Origin of the sequence: Bradyrhizobium vignae (genome assembly GCF_900324035.1) — a bacterium.
In the GTDB taxonomy this organism is placed as follows: Bacteria; Pseudomonadota; Alphaproteobacteria; order Rhizobiales; family Xanthobacteraceae; genus Bradyrhizobium; species Bradyrhizobium vignae.
The window spans coordinates 482,107-501,727 of sequence record NZ_LS398110.1 but is presented as its reverse complement, the minus strand read 5'-3'; the positions used below and the strand labels follow the sequence as shown (position 1 = coordinate 501,727).

The 19,621-nt window shown below is 64.0% G+C and carries 15 protein-coding genes; 8 read left to right on the top strand and 7 right to left on the bottom strand.

The genetic code is table 11. The features are described from left to right. Nucleotides 1–212: 212 nt before the first annotated feature. On the bottom strand, nt 213–2,252 hold the full coding sequence (locus BRAD3257_RS02375; protein WP_122400494.1) for a methyl-accepting chemotaxis protein: 2,040 nt from the start codon (nt 2,250–2,252) through the stop codon (nt 213–215). 254 nt (nt 2,253–2,506) lie between these two features. On the opposite strand from BRAD3257_RS02375, the gene BRAD3257_RS02370 reads away from it, so the two are divergent. Both BRAD3257_RS02370 and BRAD3257_RS02365 read left to right on the top strand, forming a co-directional pair. Beyond that, on the top strand, nt 2,507–3,673 hold the full coding sequence (locus tag BRAD3257_RS02370; RefSeq protein ID WP_122400493.1) for an FIST N-terminal domain-containing protein: 1,167 nt from the start codon (nt 2,507–2,509) through the stop codon (nt 3,671–3,673). After that, on the top strand, nt 3,670–5,034 hold the full coding sequence (locus tag BRAD3257_RS02365; RefSeq protein ID WP_122400492.1) for a hybrid sensor histidine kinase/response regulator: 1,365 nt from the start codon (nt 3,670–3,672) through the stop codon (nt 5,032–5,034). Before BRAD3257_RS02370 ends, BRAD3257_RS02365 begins: the two co-directional genes overlap by 4 nt. A 142-nt stretch (nt 5,035–5,176) precedes the next feature. Here BRAD3257_RS02365 and BRAD3257_RS02360 read toward each other — a convergent pair whose 3' ends face one another. From BRAD3257_RS02360 to BRAD3257_RS02340, 5 genes are all read right to left on the bottom strand, one after another. Further along, on the bottom strand, nt 5,177–5,872 hold the full coding sequence (locus BRAD3257_RS02360) for a response regulator (protein WP_162500074.1): 696 nt from the start codon (nt 5,870–5,872) through the stop codon (nt 5,177–5,179). 122 nt (nt 5,873–5,994) lie between these two features. Further along, nucleotides 5,995–6,687, bottom strand: coding sequence for a response regulator (locus tag BRAD3257_RS02355; protein WP_122400491.1), 693 nt, complete (start codon nt 6,685–6,687; stop codon nt 5,995–5,997). 153 nt (nt 6,688–6,840) lie between these two features. Beyond that, the gene (locus BRAD3257_RS02350; RefSeq protein ID WP_162500073.1) at nt 6,841–8,016 is read right to left on the bottom strand and encodes a c-type cytochrome; all 1,176 of its coding nucleotides are present in this window, start codon (nt 8,014–8,016) and stop codon (nt 6,841–6,843) included. A gap of 147 nt (nt 8,017–8,163) precedes the next feature. Then, nucleotides 8,164–9,879 (bottom strand): PQQ-dependent methanol/ethanol family dehydrogenase, encoded by a 1,716-nt coding sequence (locus BRAD3257_RS02345; protein WP_122400490.1) that lies wholly within the window; start codon nt 9,877–9,879, stop codon nt 8,164–8,166. 272 nt (nt 9,880–10,151) lie between these two features. Then, entirely contained in the window at nt 10,152–10,601 is a 450-nt protein-coding gene (locus BRAD3257_RS02340; protein WP_122400489.1) for an SRPBCC family protein, read from the bottom strand. A 566-nt stretch (nt 10,602–11,167) separates the two neighbouring features. Between BRAD3257_RS02340 and BRAD3257_RS02335 the strand changes: the two genes are divergently transcribed. The 5 genes from BRAD3257_RS02335 to BRAD3257_RS02315 all read left to right on the top strand — a co-directional run bounded on the left by BRAD3257_RS02335 (nt 11,168) and on the right by BRAD3257_RS02315 (nt 17,664). After that, the gene (locus tag BRAD3257_RS02335) at nt 11,168–11,653 is read left to right on the top strand and encodes a (2Fe-2S)-binding protein (protein ID WP_122400488.1); all 486 of its coding nucleotides are present in this window, start codon (nt 11,168–11,170) and stop codon (nt 11,651–11,653) included. Between the two features lie 82 nt (nt 11,654–11,735). Beyond that, complete coding sequence (locus tag BRAD3257_RS02330; RefSeq protein ID WP_122400487.1) at nt 11,736–14,078, top strand: xanthine dehydrogenase family protein molybdopterin-binding subunit; 2,343 nt, start codon at nt 11,736–11,738, stop codon at nt 14,076–14,078. A 141-nt stretch (nt 14,079–14,219) separates the two neighbouring features. Then, nucleotides 14,220–15,020 carry an FAD binding domain-containing protein gene (locus tag BRAD3257_RS02325; protein ID WP_122400486.1) on the top strand — a complete coding sequence of 267 codons (801 nt, stop codon included), beginning with the start codon at nt 14,220–14,222 and terminating at the stop codon, nt 15,018–15,020. Nucleotides 15,021–15,227: 207 nt separating this feature from the next. Further along, a complete protein-coding gene (locus BRAD3257_RS02320; RefSeq protein WP_122400485.1) occupies nt 15,228–16,370 on the top strand; it encodes a CaiB/BaiF CoA transferase family protein in 1,143 nt (380 codons plus the stop codon). Nucleotides 16,371–16,692: 322 nt separating this feature from the next. Further along, nucleotides 16,693–17,664, top strand: coding sequence for an IS110 family RNA-guided transposase (locus BRAD3257_RS02315; protein WP_122400484.1), 972 nt, complete (start codon nt 16,693–16,695; stop codon nt 17,662–17,664). 216 nt (nt 17,665–17,880) lie between these two features. Here BRAD3257_RS02315 and hppD read toward each other — a convergent pair whose 3' ends face one another. Then, nucleotides 17,881–18,999 (bottom strand): 4-hydroxyphenylpyruvate dioxygenase, encoded by a 1,119-nt coding sequence (gene hppD, locus BRAD3257_RS02310; RefSeq protein ID WP_122400483.1) that lies wholly within the window; start codon nt 18,997–18,999, stop codon nt 17,881–17,883. Between the two features lie 124 nt (nt 19,000–19,123). On the opposite strand from hppD, the gene BRAD3257_RS02305 reads away from it, so the two are divergent. Beyond that, nucleotides 19,124–19,603, top strand: coding sequence for an Lrp/AsnC family transcriptional regulator (locus tag BRAD3257_RS02305; protein ID WP_122400482.1), 480 nt, complete (start codon nt 19,124–19,126; stop codon nt 19,601–19,603). Nucleotides 19,604–19,621 lie beyond the last annotated feature (18 nt).

The following is a 19,621-nucleotide window of genomic DNA, read 5'->3' as shown; positions in this document are numbered from 1 at the left end:
CCCATTCCATTCGCGGAAAACCAGGCGCAGCCCGGAAGCAGCCCGCTTCTCGACTCCTCTGCACGTTACGGGGCAAAGGATAAAGCTGCAGTAAATTTGTGGCGCCGCAACTGCCGGTTAGGTGACGCAGGGAATTGTTAGGGCGCGCTTTCCCGCGCCGTTACAAATCGAGTGCCACGCCAATCTCCGCTGTCGTCCCCGACCAGTGCGCCCTACGCCGCCCGGATATTCGCCATGAAGCGGTCGAGCTCGGCGCGCAGACGGGTGCTTTCGCTCGACAGCGTCTTGGCCGAGTTCAGCACCTCTTCCGAAGCCGAGCCGGTCTCGGCGGCGCCGCGGTTGACCTCGCCGATGTCGGTGGCTGCGGCCTGGGTGCCCTGCGCGACGGTCTGGACGCTGCGGGCGATCTCCTGCGTCGCGGCGCCCTGCTGCTCGACCGCGCTCGCGATCGAGGTCGAGATCGACGAGATCTGGCCGATGGTCGCGCCGATCTCCTTGATCGCGGCGACCGATTCGGCCGTGGCGCCCTGCATGCCCGTGATGTGCGAGGAGATCTCGTCGGTCGCCTTCGCGGTCTGGCTCGCCAGTGACTTCACCTCGCTCGCGACGACCGCAAAGCCACGGCCGGCTTCACCGGCGCGGGCCGCCTCGATGGTGGCGTTGAGCGCGAGCAGGTTGGTCTGCTCGGCGATCGCGGTGATCAGCTTGACCACCTCGCCGATCTGCTGGGCGGCATGCGACAGCTTGCCGATGCGGCCGTCGGTCTCCTTGGCCTGCATCACGGCGGCTTCGGCGATGCGGCTGGAGTCACGGACCTGGCGGCCGATCTCCTCGACCGAGGCCGAGAGCTCTTCCGTCGCGGTCGCCACCGACTGCATGTTGGAGGAGGCCTGCTCGGAAACGCCGGCGACCTGGCTCGACAGGCTCTGCGTGGTCTCGGCGGTGCGCGTCAGCGTGGAGGCCGCCGATTCCAGCTGCACGGCCGAGGCCGAGACGTTGGAGACGATGGCGCCGACCGCGCTCTCGAAATCGTCGGCAAAGCGGATCAGCTCGGCGCGACGCGCGGCGGCCTGCTCCCGGTTCTGGACTTCGCTGGCGGCGGCATCGCGCTCGGCCTTGGCCACCGCCTGAACCTTGAACTCCTCGACCGCGCCGGCCATCTCGCCGATCTCGTCCTTGCGCCCCAAACCCGGCAGCACGACGTCGAAATTGCCCGAGGCAAGCTCGCGCATCGCCCTGCACATAGCGATCATCGGACGCGAGATGCCGGTGCCGAGCAGGAAAGCGAAGACCGCGCCAAGCAGCGTGCCGCCGACGGCCAGCATCAGCACCAGCTGCTCGGTCTTTCCGATGGTCGCCTCCGACTCCGAATCCAGCCGCTGCTGTTCGGCGACGAGGTCCGCCTTCATGGCGGTCGCGCCTTGCAGGATCGCACCGGCCGAGCCGTTCATTTCGGTGACGAGATCATCGACCAGCTTGGCATTGGCGATCAGCTTCTCCAGCGCTTCGCGATATGCACCGAGCAGTCCCCTGGCATCCTTCAGGCCGGCGACGATCTTGTCGTCCATGGAGTAGACCGCGCTGAGCGAGTTCTCGACGAATTTCAGCCGTGCCAGCGCGCTGGTGGCGATCGCCTGGTCGGACGTCAGCACGAAATTGGTCGCGGCCGCACTCGCGGTCTGAAACTGGGCATTGACCTGCTTGGTGCCGAACTCGATCGCCTGTGCTTCGGCGTCGGACGCGTTGTTGCCGATGTCGTCGAGCTTGTATTTCAGGAGGTTGGCGTTGCGGCTGAGCTGGTTCTGCACAAGCATCGCACTGTCGCGCTTGGCCTGGAGCACCTTTGCGAAAGTCGCGGAGAAGTTGGAGAACTCTTTGGTGAGCTTGTCGAGACTCTCCTGCCGCGCCGGCTTCTTGGCACCCTTGACGGCCTGGTCGATGGCGTCCTTCAGGCTGGCTTCAGCAACGAGGGCCGCCTTGGCGTCGTCTTCCTTGCCGGTGACGACGAAATATTTGACGGCCGAACGATAGGCAAGCAGCTCACGGTCGATGTTGCGGGCAAGATCGGCCTCGGACACGCTGCTGCGGTACGACCCGACCCCGGTGGCGACGCGCTCGAAGCCGAAATAGGAGAAGGCCATGCTGCCGGCGGAGATCACCAGCACGGCGGCGAAGCCGAGGATGATTTTTGCGCGGAACCTGAGGGTCGGAAATAGTGTGCGCTTAGACGGCGACGCGATACGCCCGGACATTCCCAACCCCCAGCTCATGTTCTTGCAGGATTCTGCGGCCCGGAAGCAGCCCTTTCCGAACCGTGCGCAAAATTAAGGCATAATCGTCAAGGGGTGGTAAATCCGTGCAGCCCGCATTCTGGATGGAGAGCTCCTCCACCCGGCCTTGTGGGGGGTCGGGCGCCGTGTTGCAGCCAACCGGAAAACGCCTTACTCTCGAATACTTATCAGGCACTTGGCGTTAGACCGAGCTGGTCCTCGAGGGGAGAAACGGAGTGGGGCAAACCGATTTTCGGTTTGACGGTGCGCCTGGCATTGCCGTGGCCAAGTCGAAGGCTGCGAGCGTCGATGAAGCCGTGGCCGAACTGGCGGCCCAGCTCCCGTCCGACGAGCTGGCGCTGATCCTGGTGTTCCTCTCCCCCAGCTACGACCCCCATCACTTCATCGCCGAGATCACCCGGCAATTCGACGAGACCCAGGTCTGCGGTTGTACCACCGCGGGCGAGCTTGCCCCTGATGGCTGGGACGAGAACAGCGTCGTGGCGCTGGCGTTCAGCCGCGCCGAGTTCTCCGCGGCGGTGCGGCCGATTCTCAACCTCGACAGCTTCCGCGTCGAGGACGGCCGTCGGATCGGCGGCGAGCTCCGGCACGAGCTGTTGCGGGCTACCCCGCAGGTCGACCGCGGCAGTCCCTTCGGCCTGGTCCTGATCGACGGCCTGTGCCGGCGCGAAGAAGCGGTGATGTCCGCGATCTATGCATCGCTGGACGACATTCCGGTCGTCGGCGGATCCGCGGGCGATGGGATGCGCTTCGAGAGGACGTTCGTGTTCTTCGACCGCAAGGCGCACACCAACGCCGCGCTGCTGATCCTGCTGAACACATCGCTGCCGTTCCGCGTCTTCAAGTGCGACAATTTCGAGCCGCAGGCGCAGAAGATGGTCGTGACCGAGGCCGACATCGAAAATCGGACGGTGAGGGAGCTGAACGCAGAGCCTGCCGCACTGGAATATTCGCGTGTGGTCGGGATCATGGACGCCAAGCTCGATCCGTTCTCCTTTGCGTCGCACCCGGTGCTGGTGCGCGTCGGCGGCTCCTATTACGCGCGCTCGATCCAGCGCGTCGAACCGGACGGCTCGCTGCATTTCTTCTGCGCTATCGATGAGGGCATGGTGCTGACGGCGGCATCGTCGAAAAGCCTGGTCGGCTCGACCCGAGAGACGTTTGCCGAAATCCGTGACCAGATCGGAGACGTCTCGCTCTATATCGGCTTCGAGTGCCTGCTCCGCCGGCTCGACGCCGAGCAGCACCAGCTCGCCCGCGACATGTCCGAACTGTACCGGCAGAACCGCGTGGTCGGCTTTCACACCTATGGCGAGCAGTTCGGCTCGATGCATGTGAACCAGACCTTCACCGGGGTTGCGATCGGAAGGCGCACCGCGTGACGGAGACGTGGCAGGATCCGCAAACCGTCGAGCAGCTCCAGCGGGAAGCTGCGAAGCTGAGGAAGATCAATGCCGCGCTGATGTCGCGCGTCGAGCGCTCGATGGACCAGCAGCTCAACGCATTCTCCCTGTTCGAAACCGCCATCGCGCTCGACCACAAGGTCCGCGACCGGACGCACCAGTTGCGCGAGGCGCTGCATTCGGTCGAGCGCGCCAATGAGGGTCTCTATCGCGCCAAGCAGCAGGCGGAAGCGGCAAGCTCGCTGAAATCCTCAGTGCTGATCTCGGTCACCCACGACCTGTTGCAGCCGCTCAACGCGGCGCGCCTGACCCTGTCCGCGCTGACCGAGATGATGGAATCACAGGAGGCGGGCCTGCTCATCGACCAGGCCGACCGTTCGCTGGTGATGCTGGAGGACCTGCTGCGGTCGCTGCTGGAGATCGCGAAGCTCGACGCCGGGGCGCTCAAGCCTGAGGTGCGCGCGATCGCGCTGGCGCCCTTGTTCGAGCAGCTCCGCAACGAGTTCGCACCGATCGCCGCGCGGCAAGGCCTGTCCTTGCGCATCCGCAGCTCACAGCTCGCGGTGAGGTCGGATGCGATGATGCTGCGGCGGATCCTGCAGAACCTGCTTGCCAATGCCATTCGCTATACCCGCAGCGGCGGCGTCGTCATGGGATGCCGGCCGCGGGGCGACCAGATCTGCGTCCAGGTCTCCGACACCGGACCTGGAATTGCGCAGGCGCAGCAGGACGCGATCTTCCGCGAATTCCAGCGCGGCGAGGCAAATGCGACCGACCAAGCCGGCTTCGGGCTCGGCCTCTCCATCGTCCGCCGCTTCGCGACCGTGCTCGGGCACGAGGTGCGGCTGTCGTCGCAACTCGGCAGGGGATCGACCTTCACCCTGCAGCTGGAGCCAGCCGACCTCGCCGAGGTCGGCGACGAGGTGCAGGAGGTCAAGCTCGCCGAGCGGCACTACAATTATAGCGGGCTCGAAGGCGCCAAGATCCTGCTGATCGAGAACGATCCGAACGGCTCGGAAGCGATGGCCGCGCTGCTGGAGGGGTGGGGCTGCGACGTCGCGACCACGCGATCGGCCGCGGACGCGCTCGTGCGCCTCGGCGAGCTCGGCGGCGCCCCCGATGCCGTGATCGCCGATCTCCATCTCGATCACGGCGAGAGCGGCCTGTCCGCCATTGCAGACGTCCGGGAGCATTTGAAGCTCGACACGCCCGCCATGATCATCACGGCCGACTATTCCGAAACGGCGGCGAAGGAAGCGAGCCTCCACGGTCTCGAAGTGCTGAAGAAGCCGATCAAGCCTGCCGAGATGCGGGCGCTGCTGTCGTTCCTGCTGAGCTAGCCCGCGGGCTCACATCAAATATCGCAAAACAACCCCATGCACAGTACCGGTAATATCTTACATTTCATCAAGCCAATGATTCGAACTTAAAATCATCGCTCGCGTGCGCTCAACCTGCGAGGCCAGAGACGAGATAATCGCGTCACTGCTGATCCGGCTGTGCCCGCTCGCGCCTGGTCGTGGCACCCTCGGCTGCCAGCGTCGCGAAATCGATCCGGGACATTTCCACGATGGCCTTGGTGCGGCTCAGCACGTTCAGCTTGCGCAGGATGTCGGAGACGTGGACCTTCACGGTGGTCTCGGAAATCTTCAGCTCATAGGCGATCTGCTTGTTCTGCAGGCCGCGCTTGAGCATTTCGAGCACGCGCAATTGCTGCGGCGTCAGTTCGTGCAGGCGCTTCAGCAAATCCTGCGCGGGGCCGGACGGGCGTTGCGGGCGGACAAATCCGCGATAGGCGGCGGGAACACAGACCGAACCGCGCAGTACCTCGCCGATCGACTCCGCCAGATCCTGCTTGGACGATGATTTGAGGATGTAGCCGGACACGCCGAGCGACAAGGCACCGGACATGATCTGCGGATCCTGATGCCCGGATACGATGACGACGGGAATTTTGGGAAACGCCTTGCGGATGCGGATGATGCCCGAAAGTCCTGTGGTGCCCGGCATCGACAGGTCGAGCAGGATGAGGTCGAGCTCGGTGGTCGCCGCGACCTGCTCGAGCGCACCGTCGATCGACGTCGCCTGCAGGATCTCGGCCGCCGGCGCCACCATCTGGAGCGCGCCCTCGAGGGCCTCGCGAAACAGCGGATGGTCTTCGACAATCAGAAATCGCATCACGTATTGAACCATTCCCAAATCGTTGCCGGGTTTGAAGCAAGAACGAGAACGAGAATGTGCCAGCCGGGTCAGGCCGGCTTGATCCAGGTTAAGCCCGACGTCAAGCACGACATCACGCGTCATTGCGGCCGCCCGCGGTCGGCCCGCGCATAGGGCCGGCCCTTTGGATCCGGCAGATCCACCTTGCCGACCTCGATGATCGCCTTGTTGCGGCTGAACAGGCCGAGCTTGCGCAGAATCTCGGTGATGTGCGCCTTCACCGTGGATTCGGCGAGCTGAAGCTCCTGGGCGATCTGCCGGTTCGGATAGCCGCGCCGCAGCAGATCGAGCACGCGAAGCTGCTGCGGCGTGAGCTCGCGCAGCTTGACCTCGAGCGCCTTGCTGGCCTCGGCCCGCCGCCGCTGCGGCGCCGCCACGAAATCCTTCGGCACCGACACCGATCCCTTCAACACGCCCTCGATCGATTGCGCCAGCTCACGCTTCGACATCGACTTCGGCAGATAGCCGGCAGCCCCCAGCTCCAGCGCCTCGCGGACGACGCGCTGGTCCTCGTCGCTCGACACGATGGCGACAGGCAGGCGCGGATAAGCTTCGCGCAAACGCAGAAAGCCGGAGAAGCCCGTCGCATCCGGCAGCAGGAGGTCGAGCAGCGCGAGGTCGATGCCCTCGCCCTGCTCTGCCATCAGGACACGAAGGGCATCCTCGATCGACATCGCCTCGAAGATCCGCGCCTCCGGCAGGGCCAGCCGCACCGCATTGCCGAGCGCCTCGCGAAACAGCGGATGATCGTCGATGATCAGGAAGCTGGTCATGGCGCCTTCACAGGACTGCACCGCCGAATAGTCCACCGTACAGGCATCCACCACGACAGCGGAAGAGGCAGAACCATGCGGACCCCGTCCGGCGCCGGGATGGTGCCGGACGGACGCTACCACATCCTCCCGATCGGGTTCGGTCAAGGTCGTTCAGTCATTCGATTCGGACTGGACCGTCAGCAGGAAGGAAAAGATGCTGTCGAACTGGTCGTCGGTGAAGACCTCCTTCCAGGACGGCATGCCCTTGGTCGGCCGTCCCTCGTGCACGGTCGTCCAGAACTTCTCGCGCATGTCATCGCCGTAGCGGTGACGCAGCAGCCGCAGATCGATCTTACGCTCGCTCTGGACCGCATCGGGACCGTGGCAATGGGCACAGGTTCCGTTGAAGATCTCCTTGCCCGCACCGACGGCATCGTCGTGTGGCGCGGCTGCATCGCCCTTGGTTTCGGTCGCCACCACATTGGCGACCTGCGCAACGTCGGCTCCGGTTCCCGTCCCCGTCGTGACTGCCGCCGGCGCCCCGCCGAAGCGAACCGGCGCGCCGGACGGCAGGCCATATTTCACCGCGAGCTCACCGATCGTCTTCTGAAGCTGCGGCAAGACGGCATCGATGCGATCGCGCAGCTCGGCCGAGGTCTTCGCAAAGCCGATGGCGGCGTCCCACGACAGACCTTCACCTTCGGTGAGCTCGATCTGATAGCGGCCGTTGTAGGTGGTCTTGTTCAGCCAGCCGGCGACCGGCGCCCAGATGAAGGCGACGTCGGCCCTGCCCTGGTCGAGCGCCTGCATGCCTTCCTCGGGCGACAGCACCGTCACCTTCTGGATGTCGTCACGGCTCGCCAGCAGGTTTTGCGGCGTGCTGGCGAACTGCACGGCGACGCGCTTGCCCCTGAGGCCGTCGATGCCGCCGAGCACCTGCCCCTTGGCGGCGACGAGGGCATAGCCCTCCTTGGCGAAGCTGTTGGAGAAGATCACGGCCGGTCCCATGAAATCCTCCGAGCGCGGCAGCCCGATCATGGCGTCACATTGCTTGCCGAGCAGCGTGACGCGCACGGTGCGCTTGCCGAAATAGGATTTGTACCAGTCATAGGCGATCGGCCGGCCGAGCGCCTGCGCCAGGGCCTGTCCGATCTCGACATAGAACCCCGGCTGCGACGGACTATCGCTCGAGAATGGAAGGTTGGTCGGATCGGCGCAGAGGCGGAGCGGCTGCGCCTCTTCGGCATGCAGCGTCAAGGCCGGAGCGACCAGCGCGGCGGCACATGCGAGCAGGCCTGCGATGGCGCGATATCGGCTCGCACCGATGGCAGAATGATTCGGACGCATCCTCGTCTCCCTTTGCGTTTTCCTTGGCGTCATTGGGCCGGAGCTCGTTGGGCCAGGCGCGGCGGCACAGGCCTCGTCGATGGCGCAGCTCATGTCTTAAAAAAACGCGCGCGTATCCCGTCACCTCGGGGATACGCGCGCGAGTGGTCACTGGACGGAGAACACGAAGAGTGAACCGCCCTCGGGGGCTGCGTCCGTCATCTTCTTACCTACCTCGCCCAGGAACGCAGGCAGCGCAGCCGTGCGGCCGACGACGATGGCGACATATTGCTTGCCGTCGACCTGGTAGGTCATCGGGCCGGCGCCGATGCCGGAGCCGAGATTCTTGCTCCACAGCACCTTGCCGGATCTCGCATCGATGGCGCGGAAGTCGCCATGGATGTTGCCGGCAAACACGAGACCACCGCCAGTGGTCAGCGTTCCGCCGTTGAACGGCAGGTCTTCCTTGATCGACCAGACCTTCTTCTGCGCGACCGGATCCCAGGCCACGAGCTCGCCGAGGAAGCCGCCGGGGCCTTCCTTGGTCGGAAATTCGGCGCCGAGATAGAACACGCCACGTTTGTAGGCGACATCACTGACCGACCAGTCCATGCAGACATTGTTGGACGGGATGTAGACGAGGCCGGTCTGCGGGTTGAACGACATCGGCTGCCAGTTCTTGCCGCCGATCAGGTTCGGGCAGATGTCCTTGGCGGGATGATTCGGCCCGGGACGCTTGTCGGGATCCTCGACCGCGCGCATCGTGGCGACGTCCCACTTCTTGGCCCAGTTCGAGAACACGTATTTCTCCGCCGACAACACCTTGCCGGTCTCGCGATTGGCGACGAAGAAATAGCCGTTGCGATCCGCCTTCATGAGCGCCGGAACGGTGCTGCCGCCGATCTTCAGATCCGCGAGCACGGCTTCGTTGACGCCGTCATAGTCCCAGGCGTCGGCCGGCGTGGTCTGGATGTGCCACTTGATCTTGCCGGTGTTGGGATCGAGCGCCAGCGTCGAGGCGGTATAGAGGTTGGTCAGCTTGCCGAAATTGCCGTCGCCGGTCGAACGCACCGCCGTGTTCCACGGGCCGGGATTGCTGGTGCCCCAATAGACCGTGTCGCTCTTCGGATCGTAGGAGCCGACCAGCCAGGCCGCGCCGCCGCCATGCTGGGCGGAATCGCCCTTCCAGGTGTCGCCACCGGGCTCGTCCGGGGACGGAACGGTGTAGGTCTGCCACACCTGCTTGCCGGTGTTGATGTCGAAGGCCTGGAGCGCACCGCGCACGCCGTATTCGCCGCCACCGAAACCGGTGATGACCTTGTCGCGCACGACGAGCGGCGGTGAGGTGATGACCGAACCCTGCTTGTAATCGACCACCTTCGCCGTCCACAGCGCCTTGCCGGTCGCGGCATCGAGCGCCGTCAGCTTGCCGTCGAGGCGGCCGACGAAGATCTTGCCGTCGGCATAGGAGACGCCGCGATTGTTCACGTCGCAGCAGGCGTATTGCAGCACGTCCTCGGGAATGTCGGGCTCCCAGGTCCATTTGCGCGCGCCGGTGGCGGCATCGAGCGCATAGACGTATTTCGGCCCCCACGAGCTCGAAACGTAGAGCGTGTTGCCGACGACGATCGGCGAGGATTCGTTCGAACGCAGCGACGCCAGCGAGAAGGAATAAGCCAGCGTCAGCTTGCCGGCGTTTTCGGTGTTGATCTGCTTCAGCGGGCTGAAGCGCGTGTTGCCATAGTCGTGGCCGGCGACAGCCCACTGATTCGAATCGGATTGCGCCTTGAGCAGGGAGTCGTTGGCGCGAACGCCCGGTGTAACGGCGGCAAGCATCGCAATCATGGAGATGCCAGCCAAGAAGCCCTTCGTTCCAAAGGTCATGTATTCCCTCCGCGATGTTGTTGTGCACGCCTCGTTGGGCGCCTGAGCGCGTTGCGCTCGTGACGCGCAGTTTGCCCGCGAGCCATGGTTCGAAATTACAGCATCGCCTTTTCGCGCTTAGTATAGGCGGAAGGTAGTAGTGCAGATCATTGCCGGCTCTCGCCGCTCATCTCGTTGTCCCGGCTTGCGTCTTGCCCGTATTTTGCAGCCCGAAATGCGTCATCGGATTTGGGCAACATCGCGCGCAATCCGATTGTCCTTGCGTGCATCGGTCAAGATGATGGCGCTACCACGCCTGCAAAGCTTTGGAAGAAGTTCGCGGCAAGTTTTCGCGACGTCGATTCGATCAGTCGCGAGCCGAGCTGTGCGAGCTTGCCGCCGATCTGCGCGTCGGCTTCGTAGTGCAGGATGGTGAGGTCAGGCGATTCTTCTTCCAGCCTGACCTTCGCACCGCCCTTGGCAAAGCCCGCGACGCCGCCGGCGCCTTCGCCGACGATACGGTAGCCGTTGGGCGCATCGATGTCGGTCAGCGTCACCTTGCCGCTGAACGTTGCCTTCACTGGACCGACCTTCAGCACAACGGTCGCTGTCATCTGCGTCGACGATGTCATCTCGAGCGATTGGCAGCCGGGAATGCAGCGCCTGAGAATATCGGGATCGTTGAGCGCAGCCCACACCGTGGCCTTCGACGCCGGGATCCGCTGACTGTCATTCATCTGCATCGCTTCCACCCTTTTGGTCGTTGACTTGTACGGTCCGACTAGGGGGAGGCCCGGCTGCGATCAATCGCCAGGAAGTACTAGAAGATCGTGGCTGACGCGGCTTGCCGGCGAGCCGCGCGGCGGGCGCGGCTTCGCTGCATCGCCATAAGCAAAATCAATGACTTAAGTGGTCTCCGCCTACTACCAAGATCGCGATTACAAAGACGGGAGCGCGTGCTCCTATTTGCGCAACGAACAAGGCATTCAAGGGAGAAACGACGCACGACGGCGCCGAGTCCAGGGGCAAGCGGCAAGCATGACCAAGGCAGGCGCCACCAGGACAAAGCGCTTCGCATGACGGCGGTCGAACGTGCCATCGCAGATGGCGGAGCGACCTTTTCCGCAAGCTTCCTGCAAGGTCACGCCACGCACCGGCGGCGGTGCGGATTGTCGTGGCCGGAGCGTACGACTGCGACGGCCGCACGATGTCTTTTACATGACGCGCGGTCGCCAAAATCCCAGTTGCAAAGTTTCGCTCGCGCTGTCTCTAATTAGAACCAATCAAAATCACTCTGGGAGGACTCCAAGTGTCTACAGTCAAACTGACGGTCAACGGCAAGGCCGTTGCTGTCGACGTCGAGGACCGCACGCTGCTGGTCCAGCTCCTGCGCGACCATCTCAATCTCACGGGAACCCATGTCGGCTGCGACACCAGTCAGTGCGGCGCCTGCGTCGTGCACATGGACGGCCGCGCCGTGAAATCCTGCACCATGCTGGCAGGACAGGCCGACGGTGCCAACGTCACCACCATCGAAGGCATCGCCAAGGGCGAGGAACTGCATCCGATGCAGGCCGCTTTCCGCGACAATCACGGCCTGCAGTGCGGCTATTGCACGCCGGGCATGATCATGTCGGCGATCGACATCGTGCAACGCCATGGTGGACAGCTCGACGAGGCCACCGTCCGCCACGAGCTCGAAGGCAATATCTGCCGCTGCACCGGCTATCACAACATCGTCAAAGCCGTGCTGGATGCGGCCGGCCGCATGAAGGTTGCGCAGGCGGCCGAGTAAAGCGGCCGCCGCAAACAAGAAAACCACCGCCGCTTTCGAGGGAAAGCGCGGGTCAACAAATTTCCGGTCGGGAGGACCAGACATGGGTGTTGAAGGCATCGGCGCACGCGTCGTGCGCAAGGAAGACAAGCGCTTCATTACCGGCAAGGGCCGTTACGTCGACGACATCAAGCTGACGGGCATGACCCATGCCTATTTCATCCGCAGCCCGCACGCGCACGCCAAGGTGAAGGGGATCGACTCGTCCGCCGCGCTGAAGATGCCGGGCGTGGTCGCGGTGCTCACCGGCAAGCAGCTCGTCGACGACAAGGTCGGCAACCTGATCTGCGGCTGGGCCATCACCTCCAAGGACGGCAGCCCGATGAAGATGGGCGCATGGCCGGCGATGGCGCCCGAGACGGTGCGCTTCGTCGGCCAGGCCGTCGCCGTCGTGATCGCCGAGAGCAAGAATCTGGCACGCGACGCGGCGGAGGCCGTCGTCGTCGATTACGAGGAGCTTCCCGCGGTCGCCGACATGCACGCGGCGATCAAGACCGGCGCGCCGCAGCTTCATCCCGAAGCCCCCGGCAACCAGGTCTATGACTGGGTGATCGGCGACGAGGGCGCGGTGAATGCCGCCTTCTCGAAGGCCGCCAATGTGGTGAAGCTCGACGTCACCAACAACCGCCTCGCGCCGAATGCGATGGAGCCGCGCGCGGCGATCGCCGACTACGACGCGGCGGAAGAGCACTTCACGCTCTACACGACGTCGCAGAACCCGCACGTCGCCCGCCTCGTGCTGTCGGCGTTCTACAACATCGCGCCCGAGCACAAGCTGCGCGTGATCGCCCCCGACGTCGGCGGCGGCTTCGGCTCGAAGATCTTCATCTACCCCGAAGAAATGGTGGCGTTGTGGGCCTCGAAGAAAGTCGGCCGTCCCGTCAAATGGACCGGCGACCGCACCGAGGCCTTCCTCACCGACGCACATGGCCGCGACCACATCACCCATGCCGAGATGGCGTTCGACGCCAACAACAAGATCATTGGCCTGAGGGTGAAGACCTACGCCAATTTCGGCGCCTACATGTCGCTGTTCTCGTCCTCGGTGCCGACCTATCTCTACGCGACGCTGCTGTCGGGCCAGTACAACATCCCGGCGATCCATGCCGAGGTCATCGGGGTCTACACCAACACCACGCCGGTCGATGCCTATCGCGGCGCGGGCCGGCCGGAGGCGAGCTATCTGATCGAGCGGCTGATGGAAACGGCGGCGCGGCAGCTGAATGTCGATCCGGCCCAATTGCGCCGGACCAACTTCATCACCCAGTTCCCGCACCAGACGCCGGTCATCATGGCCTACGACACCGGCGACTTCAACGCCTCGCTCGATGCCGCGATGAAGGCGATCGACTATGCCGGCTTCCCTGCCCGCAAGGCGCAAGCAAAGTCACAAGGCAAGCTGCGCGGCATCGGGGTGTCCTGCTACATCGAAGCCTGCGGCATCGCACCGTCCAAGGCGGTCGGCAGCCTGGGCGCCGGCGTCGGCCTGTGGGAATCGGCTGAGGTCCGCGTCAATCCGGTCGGCACCATCGAGATCCTCACGGGATCGCACAGCCATGGCCAGGGTCACGAGACCACCTTCTGCCAGCTCGTGGCAGACCGTCTCGGCGTTCCCATCAGCCAGGTCTCGATCGTCCATGGCGACACCGACAAGGTGCAGTTCGGCATGGGCACCTACGGCTCGCGCTCGGCGGCCGTCGGCCTCACCGCGATCCTGAAGGCGATGGAGAAGGTCGAGTCCAAGGCCAAGAAGATCGCAGCGCATGCGCTCGAGGCCTCGGAAGCCGACGTCGTCATCGAGAACGGCGAGTTCAAGGTGACCGGCACCGACAAGGCGATCGCGTTCCCGATGGTCGCGCTTGCGGCCTACACCGCGCACAATCTGCCTGAGGGGATGGAGCCGGGCCTGAAGGAGAGCGCCTTCTACGACCCGACCAATTTCACCTTCCCCGCCGGCGCTTATATTTGCGAGCTCGAAGTCGATCCCGGCACCGGCAAGACCTCGTTCATCAACTTCGTCGCGGCCGACGATTTCGGCCGGCTGATCAACCCGATGATCGTCGAGGGCCAGGTCCATGGCGGCCTCGCGCAAGGCATTGGCCAGGCACTGCTCGAGCACGCGATCTATGATGCCAACGGCCAGCCGGTCACGGCCTCGTTCATGGACTATGCCATGCCGCGCGCCGACGACCTGCCCTCGTTCAACCTCTCCCACACCACGACGCTGTGCCCGGGCAATCCCCTGGGCATCAAGGGTTGCGGTGAGGCCGGCGCGATCGGGGCGTCTGCGGCCGTGATCAACGCGATCACGGATGCGATCGGCAAGAACAACCTGGAAATGCCCGCAACCCCTGACCGGGTGTGGCGCACGATCCACGCGGCTTAACCGCCTCATCGTCGTCATTCCGGGGCGAGGCCAAGCGTCGAACCCGGAATCTGGAGCTTAAGAATTCAACCTCGAGATTCCGGGTCTGCGCCTTTCGGCGCATCCCGGAATGACAGAGAAAAGATTTCAGGAGCAACCAAGATGTACCAGACCATCTATCATCGTGCCTCCTCGGTCGACGAGGCTGCCAGCCTGTTCGCCAAGAGCAGCGAGGCGAAATTCCTCGCCGGCGGGCAGACGTTGCTGCCGGTGATGAAGCAGCGCCTCGCAGGTCCCTCCGATGTGATCGATGTCTCCAAGATCAAGGACATGATCGGCGTCGAAGCCTCCGGGGATACGCTGACCATCAAGGCCGCCACGCCGCATTACGACGTCGCGACCAGCGACGCCGCGAAGAAGGCGATCCCTGCGCTCGCCTACCTGGCCTCGCTGATCGGCGATCCCGCCGTGCGCTACCGCGGCACGATCGGCGGCTCGATCGCCAACAACGATCCCGCTGCCGACTATCCGGCCGCGCTGCTTGCGCTCGACGCGACCGTGAAGACCAACAAACGGTCGATTGCGGCGGCCGATTTCTTCAAGGGCCTGTTCACGACCGCGCTCGAGGACGGCGAGATCATTACCGCCGTGTCGTTCCCGGTTCCGGCGAAAGCCGGCTATTCCAAGATGCCGCATCCGGCCTCGCGTTTCGCGCTGACCGGCGTGTTCGTCGCGCAGACCAAGTCGGGCGAGGTTCGCGTGGCGGCCACCGGCGCCTCGCAGAACGGCGTGATGCGGGTGCCTGCGATCGAAGCCGCGCTGAAGACGAACTGGTCGCCGGCGGCGATCGACAGCGTCAGCATTCCCGCGAGCGGATTGCTCGCTGACATCCATGGCTCGGCGGAGTACCGCGCCAACCTCGTCAAGGTGATGGCGCAGCGCGCGGTGGCGGCAGCGGGCTGACCATCCCGCTCCAGCGTCTCAGCACAAATTTTCCGCGGCGCGCACTTCGGTGCGCGCCGCTTTTATTATGCGCCGATGCATGAAAACCGCTTGCCTCGCTGGCGTGAAGGCGGGAAAAGTTAATCAGCCAATTAACTCGCCCACAGAGGAACGTCGGAGGCGGTTGCCGGATCCCGGCAACCGCCCGCGACCCGAGGAAACAAAAACGTGCTCGATCAATCAGCCCAGAAATCAGCCCAGAAATCAGCCCAAGACAAATCCGAAGGCTCGTCCGGCCGCGCTTCCGGCCCGCTCGCGGGCTTCCGCATCGTCGAATTCGCCGGCATCGGGCCCGGTCCGTTCGCCTGCATGATGCTGGCCGACATGGGCGCCGACGTCGTCACGCTCGATCGCGTCGGCGCCAAGAAGAGCATGAAATCGGTGGCGGGCCGCGGCCGCAAGCTGATCGAGCTCGACCTCAAGGACAGGGGCGCGATCGCAGAGGTGCTCGACCTCCTGGCCAGCGCCGATGCGCTGATCGAAGGATTCCGTCCCGGCGTCATGGAGCGGCTCGGGCTTGGGCCCGACGTCGTGCTCGCGCGCAACCCGAAGCTCGTCTATGGCCGCATGACCGGTTGGGGCCAGGAAGGCCCGCTCGCCAACGCCGCCGGCCACGACATCAACTACATCTCCATCACCGGCGCGCTCGCCGCGATCGGCACGAAGGAAGCGCCGGTGCCGCCGCTCAACCTGGTCGGCGATTTCGGTGGCGGCGCGCTCTATCTGGTCGTCGGCGTGCTCGCAGCGCTGTTGGAAGCGCAAAAATCCGGCAAGGGTCAGGTGGTCGACGCCGCGATGTGCGACGGCGCGGCGTCGCTGATGTCGTTCTTCTTCGACATGACCACGATCGGCCGCTGGACCGAGGAGCGCAACCAGAACTTCCTCGACGGCGGCGCGCATTTCTATGGCGTCTATGAATGCGCTTGCGGGCACTTCATTTCGATCGGCTCGATCGAGCCGCAATTCTACGCGCTGCTGCGCGAGCGCGCCGGCCTGACGGATGCGGATTTCGACGCGCAGATGGACCGCAAGGCCTGGCCCGCGCTGAAGGAGAAGCTGAAGACGGTGTTCAAAAGCAAGACGCGCGAGGACTGGTGCAGGATCATGGAAGGCACCGACATCTGCTTCGCGCCGGTGCTGACCATGTCGGAGGCGACACAACATCCGCACATGGTTGCCCGTAACGTCTTCATCGAGCGCCACGGCGTGAAGCAGCCGGCACCCGCGCCGCGATTCTCACGCACGCCATCGGCCGTGCGTGAGCCGGAAGCGGCGGAGATCACCTCGGTGATGAAGGCATGGAAGAGGTAGAGCCGACGAGCACGCTCTCGTAGATTCCATGGGCAAAGCGAAGCGTGCCCACCACTTTGAGCGAGATCACAGAGAGATGGTGGGCACGGCGCTACGCGCCTTTGCCCACCCTTGTTTTAGCGCACCGGACTAGAATGGCCTCGTTCCGTGAGGAATGGCCCAGCTCGGGTGGCCGCCCGAGCTGGGCTGCCGATCGATCGGATCGATGCCCACCGAAGCCTTGAGGGCTGCCTTTCGTAGCAGGATCGCGATCGGTACTTCATCGGGACCCGGATGGTTGAACGAACTTTAGGTTCGCACACACAAGGGAGGGTCGACGAAGATGGCCAAGCGTATCACGATCTGTGCCGGGATCGATACCGGTAAACGTAAGCTCGATGTGGCACTTGATGGCAGTTTGGAGCGGCTTCAGGCCGATAACACGCCGGATGGCTATAAAGTGCTGGTGGAATGGTTGCAGCGCCACAAGGTCAAACGGGTCGGGATCGAGGCGAGCGGCGGCTATGAGCAGGCTGTCGTCGCCGAGTTGCGGCGCCAGCGGTTTGTGGTCGTCGTATTTCAGCCGGCCCAGGTGCGCGCTTATGCCGTGTTCCAGCTGCAGCGCGCCAAGAACGACAAGATCGATGCCGCGCTGATTGCGGCCTGCACCGCCGCGGTCAAGAAGATCCACGCAGCTCCGGATCCCCGCTTGCTGCCATTTGCCGAGCACCTGACGATGATCGACCAGATCACCGAGGACATTGCTCGGCTGAAGAACCGGATCGAGAGCTGCCGCAATATGCGGCTCCAGAAGCTGTGGAAGGAGGATATCGCTCGCCTGGCCAAGCGCGAGAAGGTCGAACTGAAGGCACTGGCCGCCGCAATCCGTGAGCATCGCGATCTTGCCGAGCGGCTCGACTTGATCAACAGCATCGATGGTATCGGGCTAAAGACCGCCATGGTCATTCTGGTGCGGATGCCCGAGATCGGTCAGATCACGCGCGAGCAAGCGGCCGCGCTGGCTGGCATTGCCCCTTACGATGACGACAGCGGCGATCGCACCGGCGTTCGTCACATCGCCGGCGGGCGTGAACGGCTGCGACGTGCGCTCTTTACTGCGGCGCTGCCGGCGTCATTTCGCTGGAATCCGCAGCTCATCACGCTCTATGGAAGGCTGATGGGAGCAGGCAAGGAACACAAGCGCGCATTGATCGCTTGCGCCAGAAAGCTATTAATCTTCGCCAACACAGTGGTCGCCCGCGGCACGCCTTGGCAGACAAAACCGCCCGAGATCGCGAGGGCTCCGGCTACCTGATGGCGTTTCTTTGTTCGGCCGAAGCACCGTTTCTTCGTCCCGACCTGCCGTCACAAAGACGCCGCGCGCCGCGGCCGTCAAAGGCTGGCCGTCGCCCTGGCCTCAACTCCATCTCCGCTGCCGCCAGGCCACGCCTTGACGGCCGCAAGCACGGCGTCATGCTACCCTCAGCGATCGGGCGAATCTAATGGTTGCTACGGCAGCGCGGCTGCCGCCCTACGCCGCGTTCTCCACCTTCAGCACCCCGCGGCGGATCTGGTCCTCCTCGATCGATTCGAACAGGGCCTTGAAATTGCCCTCGCCAAAGCCGTCGTCGCCCTTGCGCTGGATGAACTCGAAGAAGATCGGGCCGATGGCGTTGGCCGAGAAGATCTGCAGCAGCACCTTGGTCTGGCCACCCTTGACCACGCCCTCGCCGTCGATGAGGATGCCGTTCTTGCGGAGCCGTGCGACGTCTTCGCCGTGCTTGGGCAGGCGCGTATCGATCCGCTCGAAATAGGTGTCGGGCGGGGACGGCATGAACGGCAGGCCGGCTTCGCGCAGGCCTTCGATGGTGCGGTAGATGTCACGGCAGCCGCAGGCGATGTGCTGGATGCCTTCGCCGCGATAGGTCTTGAGATATTCCTCGATCTGTCCGGAATCGCCGGCGTCCTCGTTGATCGGAATCCGGATCTTGCCGTCGGGGCTGGTCAGCGCTCGCGAAAACAAGCCGGAGGCGCGGCCTTCGATGTCGAAGAAGCGAATCTGGCGGAAGTTGAACAGCTTCTCATAAAAGCCGGCCCAGACGTCCATGCGGCCGCGATGAACGTTGTGGGTAAGATGGTCGAGATAGAACAGGCCGGCACCGACCGGTCGCGGGTCGCGTGCGCCCAGCCATTCGAACTCGGCATCATAGGCCGAGCCCTTGTCACCGTAACGATCGACCAGATAAAGCAGGCTGCCGCCGATGCCCTTGATCGCGGGCACGTCGAGCGTCTTCTGTGCGGATGACACATCGGCCGGCTCGGCACCGAGCGCAATCGCCCGGTCATAGGCCGGCTTGGCATCGACCACGCGGAATGCCATCGAGGGCGCACAGGGGCCATGCGCTGCGACGAACTCATAGCCGTGAGTACCCGGCTCCTCGTTGACGAGATAGTTGATGTCGCCCTGGCGGTAGACCGTGATCTTCTTAGTTCTATGACGCGCGACGGGTGCATAGCCCATCAGCTTGAACAGCGCATGCAGCTCTTCCGGGTGGGGATGCGCATATTCGACGAATTCGAAGCCGTCGGTGCCCATCGGATTGTCGGCGCTAACAGTGGCCGGCGGTGCATCATGCGGAAACGGACCCATTGACGGTTCTCCCAAATTGCTGGCTGGGAGGAATTGTCCTTCATGAAGCGCGCAAGGGGCGTGCAAACGGCACACGATTCCGCTAGCTTATGCACGACTCGTGCATGAATTGGACGATTGACGCATGATTTCCGTGGACGCGTTCGACCTCAAGATCCTGGGTGCACTCCAGGACGATGGCCGCCTCACCAACCAGGAGCTTGCCGACCTCGCGGGTCTCTCCGCCTCGCAATGCTCGCGGCGGCGGATGCGGCTGGAAGAGGCGAAGGTGATATCAGGCTATCACGCCGATCTTTCCAGCGAGGCGCTCGGCTTCGGCGTGATCGCCTTCATCCAGGTGGGGCTTGCGACCCACTCACCGGACAACTCCAAGCGCTTCCGCGCGCTGGTGAACCGGATCGACGAGATCCAGGAGGCGTATTCCCTGACGGGCGATGCCGACTACGTGCTCAAAGCCGTGCTGCGCGACCTCAAGGGCCTGTCCAACCTCGTCAACGACGTTCTGATGCCGCACCAGAGCGTGGCGCATGTTCGCTCCTCGATCGTCCTCGACCGGCTGAAGGAGAGCTCACGGCTCCCGCTCAAGGAGATCAAGCCCGGCTGAAATCGAGGGAACTATGGC